This is a genomic window from Methylobacterium sp., assembly GCF_028290105.1.
Lineage (GTDB): Bacteria > Pseudomonadota > Alphaproteobacteria > Rhizobiales > Beijerinckiaceae > Methylobacterium.
Window position 1 is genome coordinate 1 of the sequence record NZ_JAQGKL010000077.1, and the last position, 10,467, is coordinate 10,467.

The window sequence follows — 10,467 nt, forward strand, 5'->3', positions numbered from 1 at the left end:
ATGACCTTCACGGCCGTGCCCTACATCCTGGAGCACGGCGCCAAGGCTTATGCCGAATACGGCATGGGCCGGTCGCTCGGCACCCTCGCGATCCAGCTTGCGGGCAACATCCAGCACGGCGGCCTGATCGAGTACGCCTTCGGCATCACGCTGCGCGAGATCATCGAGGATTTCGGAGGTGGCACGCAGAGCGGGCGTCCGGTGCGCGCGGTGCAGGTGGGCGGGCCGCTCGGGGCCTACTTCCCGGATCACCTCCTCGACACGCCCCTCGATTACGAGGCGATGGCGGCCCAGAAAGGCCTCGTCGGGCACGGCGGCATCGTGGTGTTCGACGACACCGTGGACATGGCGAAACAGGCGCGCTTCGCCTTCGAGTTCTGCGCGGCGGAATCCTGCGGCAAGTGCACCCCCTGCCGCATCGGCGCGACGCGCGGCGTCGAGACCATGGACAAGGTGATCGCGGGCATCCGGCCCACCGAAAACCTCGCCGTGGTGGCCGACCTCTGCGACGTGATGACGGACGGGTCGCTCTGCGCCATGGGCGGTCTGACGCCGATGCCCGTGATGAGCGCGATCACCCATTTCCCCGAGGATTTCGAGCAGCGCGGGCCGGTGTCCGTCGCCGCCGAGTAGGAGGCGCGCAGCCATGGCCCTCATCAAAGAGATCGATTACGGCACCCCGATCCGCGTCGCGGACCAGACCGTCACCCTGACCATCGACGGCATGCGCGTGAGCGTGCCTGCCGGCACCTCCGTGATGGCCGCCGCCATGCAGGCCGGGACGCAGATCCCCAAGCTCTGCGCCACGGATTCACTGGAGGCTTTCGGCTCCTGCCGGCTCTGCCTCGTCGAGATCGAGGGACGGCGCGGCACGCCCGCCTCCTGCACCACGCCCGCCGAGAACGGCATGGTGGTCGCGACCCAGACGGACAAGCTCGCCAAGCTCCGCAAAGGCGTGATGGAGCTCTACATTTCCGACCACCCTCTCGACTGCCTGACCTGCGCGGCCAACGGCGATTGCGAGTTGCAGGACATGGCCGGCGCGGTCGGCCTGCGCGACGTGCGCTATGGCTATGACGGCGCCAACCACGTCAAGCCGACCTCGGACCAGTACCTGCCGAAGGACACCTCGAACCCGTACTTCACCTACGACCCAGCCAAGTGCATCGTCTGCAACCGCTGCGTTCGCGCCTGTGAGGAGGTGCAAGGCACCTTCGCGCTGACCATCGAAGGGCGCGGATTCGACAGCCGTGTGGCCGCCGGCCCGACGAACTTCATGGATTCCGAGTGCGTGTCCTGCGGCGCCTGCGTCCAGGCCTGCCCAACCGCGACGCTGACCGAGACGTCGATCATCGCGCATGGTCAGCCGGACCATTCCGAGGTCACGACTTGCGCCTATTGCGGCGTCGGCTGCGCCTTCAAGGCCGAGATGCAGGGCACGCGCATCGTCCGCATGGTGCCCTACAAGGGCGGTAAGGCCAACGAAGGTCATTCCTGCGTCAAGGGCCGCTTCGCCTACGGTTACGCCACCCACAAGGACCGCATCACCAAGCCGATGATCCGCGACAAGATCACGGACCCTTGGCAGGAGGTGTCGTGGGAGGTTGCGATCGACCGCGCGGCCTCCGAGTTCAAGCGGATCCAGACGAGGTACGGCAAGGATTCGGTGGGCGGCATCACCTCGTCGCGCTGCACCAACGAGGAAGCGTACCTCGTCCAGAAACTGGTCCGCGCGGCGTTCGGCAACAACAACGTCGATACCTGCGCCCGCGTCTGCCACTCGCCCACCGGCTACGGTTTGATGTCGACGCTCGGCACCTCGGCCGGCACACAGGACTTCGCCTCCGTGGCGCATTCCGACGTGATCCTGGTCATAGGCGCCAACCCGACCGATGGCCATCCGGTCTTCGGGTCTCGCATGAAGAAGCGCCTGCGTGAGGGCGCCAAGCTCATCGTCGCCGATCCGCGAAAAATCGATCTGGTGAAGTCGCCCCACATCAAGGCGGATCACCACCTGCCGCTGAAGCCCGGCTCCAACGTCGCCTTCATCAACGCGATGGCGCACGTCATCGTCACGGAGGGCCTCATCGACGAGGCCTATGTGCGCGAGCGCTGCGACCTGGCCGATTTCGAATCCTGGGCCCGCTTCGTCGCCGACGAGCGCCACTCCCCGGAAGCGCAGGCGATCTACACCGGCGTCGATCCGACGGAGCTTCGCGCCGCCGCGCGCCTCTACGCCACGGGCGGGGCCGCCGGCATTTACTACGGACTCGGCGTCACCGAGCACAGCCAGGGCTCGACCATGGTCATGGGCATGGCCAACATCGCGATGGCTACCGGTAACATCGGCATGCTGGGCGCCGGCGTGAACCCGCTGCGCGGCCAGAACAACGTGCAGGGCTCCTGCGACATGGGCTCGTTCCCGCACGAGCTGCCGGGCTACCGCCACGTTTCGGACGATGCCACCCGCGAGACCTTCGAGGCGCTCTGGGGCGTGTCGCTCGACAAGGATCCGGGCATGCGGATCACCAACATGCTGGATGAAGCCGTCGATGGCGGCTTCAAGGGCCTGTACATCCAGGGCGAGGACATCGCCCAGTCGGACCCCGACACGCACCACGTCACCGCCGGCCTGATGGGGATGGAGTGCATCGTCATCCAGGACATCTTCCTGAACGAAACGGCGAAATACGCCCACGTCTTCCTGCCGGGCGCCTCGTTCCTGGAGAAGGACGGGACCTTCACCAATGCCGAGCGCCGCATCTCCCGGGTGCGCAAGGTGATGCCGCCGCTCGCCGGCATCGGCGACTGGGAGGGTACGATGCTGCTCTCCAACGCGCTCGGCTACCCGATGCACTACACCCATCCGAGCGAGATCATGGACGAAATCGCGTCCCTGACCCCGAGCTTCTCGGGCGTGAGCTTCGCCAAGCTCGACGAACTCGGTTCGATCCAATGGCCGTGCAACGAGGCTGCTCCGCTCGGGACACCGATGATGCATGTGGACCGATTCGTGCGCGGCCTCGGCAAGTTCATGATTACCGAATACGTGCCCACCGAAGAGCGCACAGGGCCGCGCTTCCCGCTCATCCTGACCACCGGCCGAATCCTGTCGCAGTACAATGTCGGCGCGCAGACGCGCCGCACGGAGAACTCGCGCTGGCACGAGGAGGACGTGCTGGAGATCCACCCCTTCGACGCGGAGGTACGCGGGATCGTCGACGGCGATCTCGTGGCGTTGGAGAGCCGATCGGGCGACATCGCCCTCAAGGCCATCGTCTCCGAGCGCATGCAGCCCGGCGTGGTGTATACGACCTTCCACCACGCCAAGACCGGCGCCAACGTGATCACCACCGACTACTCGGACTGGGCCACCAACTGTCCCGAGTACAAGGTCACGGCGGTGCAGGTCCGGCGGACGAACCGTCCCTCCGACTGGCAGGCGCGGTTCTTCGAGGAAGATTTCTCGCTGACCCGGATTGCGACCCGACTGAATGCAGCCGAGTGACAACGACGTTCTGAACCCGGGCGCGCCGGCCGAGACGGCCCGGCGCGTTCCGACCCTGGTCGTCGCCTATGACGATCCGACGCCGCGCGACGGCACCCGGCCCCTCGCCGTCGAGATGCCGGTCAACCTCGTCTACGGCAACGTGCCCTACGCCGTGATGATGACGACGCCGGCCGATCTCGTGGATTTCGCCTACGGGTTCAGCCTGACGGAAGGCATCATCGCGACGGCCGACGAGATCCGCTCCGTCGCGGTCGAACACGACGCCGCGGAGGGCGGCATGCGCCTGCTCGTCGATCTCGTACCCGGGCGCCTGCGCGAGCATCTCGCCCGCAAGCGCGCGATTTCGGGGCGCACCGGGTGCGGCGTCTGTGGCATCGATGATCTCGCCTCGCTACCCAAGGCCGATGCGCCGCTGCACGGGGCTGGGCGGGTCACGATTCCCGCGATCCAGCGCGCGCTGCTGGCCATGGGTGACGCGCAGGTACTCAACGCAGAAACCCGAGCGGTCCACGCGGCCGCCTGGGCCGGTCTCGACGGGTCGCTCCTGGCTTTGCGCGAGGACGTCGGACGCCACAACGGGCTCGACAAGCTGATCGGTGCCCTGATCCGGCGCGGTACCGACCCGGCGGCGGGCTTCGTCGTCATCACGAGTCGCTGCTCGTTCGAGATGGTGGAGAAGACGGCGAGTCTCGGGGCCACCGTGCTGGTGGCGATCTCGGCCCCGACCTCGCTGGCCATCGACCGGGCGCGCCTTCACGGCATGACGCTGTGCGCCATCGCCCGCTCCGACACCCTGACGGTCTTCACCGGCCGCGAACGCCTCGATCTGCCCGCGCGTCCCTGACGGCGCGGGTCCCATCCCTCGACCTGGGTTCCGATTCCATGAGCGCCCTCTCGTCCAACGACCGGCTCGTCCGCATGGCGAACCAGATCGCCACGTTCTTCCGGTCCTATCCGGATGACGAGGCGGTGGCCGGCATCCACAAGCACATTCTGGCTTTCTGGACGCCGAAGATGCGAGCCGCCCTCGAGGAGTACGGACCCGCCCCCGAGAGCGGCCTCGACCCGCTCGCTCTGCGCGCGCTCCGGGAGCGCCCGGACGCCGACAGCCCGGTGCGTGCGGGAACCCGCGACCCGCACCTTCAGGGGGCCGGCGCCAGCGACGCCGGCTGAAGGCGCGGCCTTCACGCCGAAACGTCCTGCGCGAAACGAAGAAAGCCGCGCGGTGATCGCCGCGCGGCTTTCTTCACGTCAGGCAGTCCGTCGCGCCTGGGATCAGTCCGCGCTCTTGGCCGTGGTGCCGGGGACCAATGTGGCGCCGCCGATCACACGGACCGGACGCTTGGCATCGGCCGGAACGTCCTTCCAGTTCTGCGCTGCGGGTTTCTCCGTCGGCGGTGGCTGCACCGAGGCCGGCGTCATGCTGGGGCTCGCAGCTGCCGCATCCTGCGCGGGTGGTGGTGCCACGGCGGCACTTGTTGCGCTCGGATTTGCCTCGGTCTTCGTCGTGGCCGGCGGCACGGCGGACAGCTTGGGCGCCTCGGGTGTCGCCGAAGGCACAGCCGGCTTCGGGGGCGGATTGAGGCGCACGACCTTCCGAGGGGCTTCCGCCTTCGGTTTGGTCTCGGCTCCCCGGGCGTCGGGGTTGAGGCCCGACGGGTTGCGATCGACCGGCTCCGTCCGCGACAGCGGCGCGGTGCGGATTGCCGGCTCGGGTCTCGCGGCGAGTTCGGGTCGCGAAGCGAAGTGCGGGCGCTCGACCGGGTCCGGGCGCGGCCGGCGGGGCTGGCTCTGGGGGAAGGGGATGTCGGCGGGCGGGACGATCCGTTCCGCCTCGCGGAACGGCCGGCGGGGCGTCTCGTCCTCCTCCGTCCAGCCGTAGCCCGGGGCGCCGCGGCGCACGAGGCGCGCCGGCGGCTCCGGCGGGGCGTCCAGGCGCTGGCGCCCGACGATCCGGCCGTCGCGGGCGTCCACGAACAGGCGGACCCTGTCTCCGTAGGGGTTCGAGGCCTCGACGATGTAGGCTTGTCCATCGAAGCGAGGACGGGAAAGTTCGGTGAAGCCCCGGTCGTTCAATCGCCAGACGATGGCGCGGGGCGGCAGGAGCAGGTCGGGCTCATAGGCATATTGCGCGAGCGCCGTGCCGGTCCCGAAAGCCGACAGGGCGAGAAAGCCCGCCAGGAAGCCCGCGGATAAGGCATGGTGTGAGCGGGAAGCACGCATGGGCGTCCTGGGACACGAGGCCATCGGGTTCGAAGCCGGATCGCGGGTTCGAATTCCGGATTGATAGGGTCGATCCGGAGGCCTGCTGTTGGCGCAGGTCCCCCGGTCCACGATCCGCCGGGTCTCGCAACCCCGCATGCCGCTTGTGCTCGGCAAGAACCTGTTAAGCGTCCGAATGGGGCGACATTGCGGGCCGGACGCGGCGGAATTTTTTCACGGCAGACATCCTCGAGGTTGCACAGCCGCGAAGACCGCCCGTCCCTGCGTCATCGTTGCTTCGGCGAAGCGGATGGTTACGGCCTGAAAACCGCCGCGTGCGTCATGGCACGCCCTTGCTGGAGCGGTTAAAATCTGTCACTTTCTTCCGGTAGGACAGCAAGGCTGTCCCATTCCCCGGCAGGTTGCCTGCCCGGATGGCTTCGAGGATCTCGCTCAGGTGACGTTACCGGCGACCAAACGAGATTCGAAGCCGGTTGCCACGACGGCGATCCGGGCCCGCACGGCTTGATACCAAGCCGGCGTCGAGCCCGCGAGAAGCGGGCGCTTCTGACCGAAGACCCCGCCCAGAGCCGACGCCGTCGAGAGACGCGAAACCCGGACGCCCCTCGGGCTCCGGGCATGAAACATGCTCGCTGTGCGGGTAGGTCGGAGGCAAGAGATGGTGGACGTGGTCGCATCTGCTGAGTTCGGGGCGCTTCAGGCGTCGGTTCCCGCCACCCGCGACGGCGGCGCGCCGCTGATCGTGCGCGACCGCGCCCTGCCCAAGGCGCAGGGGCTCTACGATCCCGCCCGCGAGAGAGACGCCTGCGGCGTCGGCTTCGTCGCCGACATGCATGACCGGCGCACCCATGCCATCGTCCAGCAGGGCCTGCAGATCCTCAAGAACCTCGACCATCGCGGCGCGGTGGGCGCCGACCCGAAGATGGGCGATGGCTGCGGCATTCTCGTGCAGATCCCGCACGCCTTCTTCAAGGCCGAGTGCGAGGCGCTCGGGATCACCCTGCCGGAGCCGGGCCATTACGGCGTCGGCCAGTTCTTCATGCCGAAGGATACGGAAGCGCGCAGCCTCGTCGAGGACATCGTCGAGAAGGCGCTCGCCGACGAGGGCCTGCCCTTCCTCGGCTGGCGCGACGTGCCGGTGGACCCCAGCGACCTCGGCGTCATGGTCAAGGAGACCGAGCCCTGCCACCGCCAGGTGTTCATCGGCCGGCCCGCGACCATCGCGGACGAGGACGCGTTCGAGCGGCGCCTGTTCACCGCCCGCAAGGTGATCTCCAACAAGGTCTACGGGCTCAAGGACGAGCGGGCGAGCACCTACTATCCGGTGTCGCTCTCGACCCGGACCATCGTCTACAAGGGCATGGTGCTGGTCGACCAACTCGGCGACTACTATCGCGACCTGCAGGACGAGCGCTTCGTCTCGGGGCTGGCCCTCGTGCACCAGCGCTTCGCCACCAACACCTTCCCGACCTGGCGCCTGTCGCATCCCTACCGGATGGTCGCGCATAACGGCGAGATCAACACCCTGCGGGGCAACGTCAACTGGATGGCGGCCCGTCAGGCGAGCGTGGATTCCGAGCTGTTCGGCAACGACATCTCGAAGCTCTGGCCGATCTCCTACGAGGGCCAGTCCGACACCGCGTGCTTCGACAATGCCCTCGAATTCCTCGTGCAGGGCGGCTACTCGCTCGCCCACGCGATGATGATGCTGATCCCCGAGGCCTGGGCGGGCAACCCGCTCATGAACGAGGAGCGCAAGGCGTTCTACGAGTACCACGCCGCCCTGATGGAGCCGTGGGACGGCCCCGCCGCCGTCTGCTTCACCGACGGACGCCAGATCGGCGCGACCCTCGACCGCAACGGCCTACGCCCGGCCCGCTACCTCGTCACCGATGACGGCCTCGTGGTGCTCGCCTCCGAGATGGGCGTGCTGCCGATCCCGGACGAGAAGATCGTCGAGTCCTGGCGCCTGCAGCCCGGCCGCATGCTGCTCATCGATCTGGAAAAGGGCCGCATCGTCTCCGACGAGGAGATCAAGAGCGAACTTGCGGCTGCCCACCCCTACGCCGAGTGGGTGAAGAACACCCAGATCGTGCTCGAGGACCTCAAGCCCGTCATCCCGCGCGCCTCGCGTTCCGATGTCTCGCTCCTCGATCGCCAACAGGCCTTCGGCTACAGCCAGGAGGACCTGAAGCTGCTGATGGCGCCGATGGCCGTCACCGGCCAGGAGGCCGTCGGTTCGATGGGCACCGACACGCCGCTCTCGGCGCTCTCGGACAAGCCGAAGTCGCTCTACTCCTACTTCAAGCAGAACTTCGCGCAGGTCACGAACCCGCCGATCGACCCGATTCGCGAGGAGGCCGTGATGAGCCTCGTCTCGTTCATCGGCCCGCGCCCGAACCTGCTCGACATGGAAGGGGCCTCCCGCAAGAAGCGCCTCGAGGTCCGCCAGCCGATCCTGACCAACGGCGATCTCGAGAAGATCCGCTCGATCTCGCATTTCGAGGACCGCTTCGACACCAAGACCCTCGACATGACCTTCCCGGCCGAGACCGGCGCTGCGGCCATGGAGGGCGCGGTCGACCGACTCTGCGACCGGGCCGAGGTCGCGGTGCGCGGCGGCTACAACATCATCATCCTGTCGGATCGCGGCGTGGGCCCGGATCGCATCGCGATCCCGGCGCTGCTGGCGACGGCGTCCGTGCACAATTACCTGATCCGCAAGGGGCTGCGCACGTCGGTCGGCCTCGTGGTCGAATCGGGCGAGCCGCGCGAGGTGCATCATTTCGCGTGTCTGGCCGGCTACGGCGCGGAGGCGATCAACCCCTACCTCGCCTTCGAGACGCTGATCGCGATGAAGGACGAGTTCCCGCCGGACCTGACGCCGGACGAGATCGTCTACCGCTACATCAAGTCGATCGATAAGGGCCTGCTCAAGGTCATGTCCAAGATGGGCATCTCGACCTACCAGTCCTATTGCGGCGCGCAGATCTTCGACGCGATCGGCCTGAACTCGTCCTTCGTGGCGCGCGACTTCTTCGGCACGGCCACCACCATCGAGGGCATCGGCATGGCCGAGGTCGCGCAGGAGACCGCGCGGCGCCATTCGGATGCCTTCGGCGATTCGCCGATCTACCGCACCTCCCTGGATGTCGGCGGCGAGTACGCCTACCGCCTGCGCGGTGAGAGCCACACCTGGACGCCCGACTCCGTCGCGACGCTTCAGCACGCGGTGCGCCTCGGCCTGCCCGATCGCTACCGCGAATACGCCCGCCTGGTGAACGAGCAGGAGAACCACCTCAAGACGATCCGGGGGCTGTTCCGCATCAAGCAGGCGGCGGAGCTCGGCCGTGCGCCGGTCGAGATCGATCAGGTCGAGCCGGCGGTGGACATCGTCAAGCGCTTCGCCACGGGCGCGATGTCCTACGGCTCCATCTCCAAGGAGGCGCACGAGACCCTCGCCATCGCGGTGAACTCGTTCGGCGGCCGCTCGAACTCGGGCGAGGGCGGCGAGGAGGTCGAGCGCTTCAAGCCGATGGCCGACGGGCGCTCGCGCCGCTCGGCGATCAAGCAGGTCGCCTCCGGCCGCTTCGGCGTGACGACCGAGTACCTCGTCAACGCCGACATGATGCAGATCAAGGTCGCGCAGGGTGCCAAGCCCGGCGAAGGCGGCCAGCTGCCCGGCCACAAGGTCGATGCCAAGATCGCCAAGGTCCGCTACGCGACACCGGGCGTCGGCCTGATTTCGCCGCCGCCGCACCACGACATCTACTCGATCGAGGATCTCGCCCAGCTGATCTTCGACCTGAAGAACGTGAACCCGTCCGCCGACGTCTCCGTGAAGCTCGTTTCCGAAGTCGGTGTCGGCACGGTGGCCACCGGCGTCGCCAAGGCCCGGGCCGACCACATCACGATCTCCGGGTTCGACGGCGGCACCGGTGCGGCGCCGCTGACCTCGATCAAGCACGCGGGTGGCCCCTGGGAGACGGGTCTCGCCGAGACCCAGCAGACCCTGGTGCTGAGCCACCTGCGCGGACGTGTTGTGCTCCAGGCCGATGGCGGCATCCGCACGGGGCGCGACGTTCTGGTCGCGGCACTGCTCGGGGCCGACCAGTTCGGCTTCTCCACCGCGCCGCTGATCGCGGCCGGCTGCATCATGATGCGCAAGTGCCACCTCAACACCTGCCCGGTGGGGGTGGCGACGCAGGACCCCGTCCTGCGCAAGCGCTTCAAGGGCACGCCCGAGCACGTGGTCAACTACTTCTTCTTCGTGGCGGAGGAGCTGCGCGAGCTGATGGCGGCGATGGGCTTCACCAAGCTCGAGGACCTCATCGGCCGGGCCGACTATCTCGACACCCTGGAGGTCATCAACCACTGGAAGGCGCGCGGCCTCGACTTCTCAAAGCTGTTCCACCGCCCGGAGGTGCCCGCGCACGTCGCGATCCGCCACACCGAGAAGCAGAAGCACCCGATCGACGACGTCCTCGACCGGCGCCTGATCGCGGGCGCGCGCGCAGCCCTCGATGGCGGCGAAGCCGTGGTGGTGCGGGACGTCATCCGGAACTCGGACCGCACGGCCGGCGCCATGCTCTCGGGTATGGTCGCCAAGGCCTACGGCCACGAGGGCCTGCCGGACGACACCATCCGGGTCGAGCTGTCCGGCACCGCCGGCCAGAGCTTCGGCGCCTGGTTGGCGGCGGGCGTCACCCTGGCGCTGACGGGCCACGCCAACG

At 67.9% G+C, this 10,467-nt stretch carries 6 protein-coding genes; 5 read left to right on the plus strand and 1 reads right to left on the minus strand.

The window, feature by feature from the left end:
* From JWQ05_RS05835 to JWQ05_RS05850, 4 genes are all read left to right on the plus strand, one after another.
* Positions 1–633, plus strand: a 633-nt coding sequence (locus JWQ05_RS05835) for an NADH-ubiquinone oxidoreductase-F iron-sulfur binding region domain-containing protein (protein ID WP_299655912.1), incomplete at its 5' end; no start/stop codon positions are given.
* A 13-nt stretch (positions 634–646) separates the two neighbouring features.
* The gene (gene fdhF, locus JWQ05_RS05840; protein ID WP_299655914.1) at positions 647–3,508 is read left to right on the plus strand and encodes a formate dehydrogenase subunit alpha; all 2,862 of its coding nucleotides are present in this window, start codon (positions 647–649) and stop codon (positions 3,506–3,508) included.
* Entirely contained in the window at positions 3,495–4,355 is an 861-nt protein-coding gene (gene fdhD, locus JWQ05_RS05845) for a formate dehydrogenase accessory sulfurtransferase FdhD (protein WP_299655916.1), read from the plus strand. The genes fdhF and fdhD overlap by 14 nt, the downstream gene beginning before the upstream one ends.
* A 38-nt stretch (positions 4,356–4,393) precedes the next feature.
* Entirely contained in the window at positions 4,394–4,684 is a 291-nt protein-coding gene (locus tag JWQ05_RS05850; RefSeq protein WP_299655919.1) for a formate dehydrogenase subunit delta, read from the plus strand.
* 102 nt (positions 4,685–4,786) lie between these two features.
* Here the strand turns inward: JWQ05_RS05850 and JWQ05_RS05855 are convergent, their stop codons facing one another.
* Positions 4,787–5,734 carry a hypothetical protein gene (locus JWQ05_RS05855; RefSeq protein ID WP_299655922.1) on the minus strand — a complete coding sequence of 316 codons (948 nt, stop codon included), beginning with the start codon at positions 5,732–5,734 and terminating at the stop codon, positions 4,787–4,789.
* 736 nt (positions 5,735–6,470) lie between these two features.
* Here JWQ05_RS05855 and gltB point away from each other — a divergent pair.
* Positions 6,471–10,467: glutamate synthase large subunit (gltB, locus tag JWQ05_RS05860; RefSeq protein WP_299655925.1), on the plus strand; the 3,997-nt coding region annotated here is incomplete at its 3' end.

Excerpts from the sequence above, each read along its gene's own strand:
- JWQ05_RS05850 (WP_299655919.1), top strand. The coding sequence starts at position 4,394 with ATGAGCGCCCTCTCGTCCAACGACCGGCTCGTCCGCATGGCGAACCAG.
- fdhD (WP_299655916.1), top strand. The coding sequence starts at position 3,495 with ATGCAGCCGAGTGACAACGACGTTCTGAACCCGGGCGCGCCGGCCGAG.
- JWQ05_RS05855 (WP_299655922.1), bottom strand. The coding sequence starts at position 5,734 with ATGCGTGCTTCCCGCTCACACCATGCCTTATCCGCGGGCTTCCTGGCG.
- fdhF (WP_299655914.1), top strand. The coding sequence starts at position 647 with ATGGCCCTCATCAAAGAGATCGATTACGGCACCCCGATCCGCGTCGCG.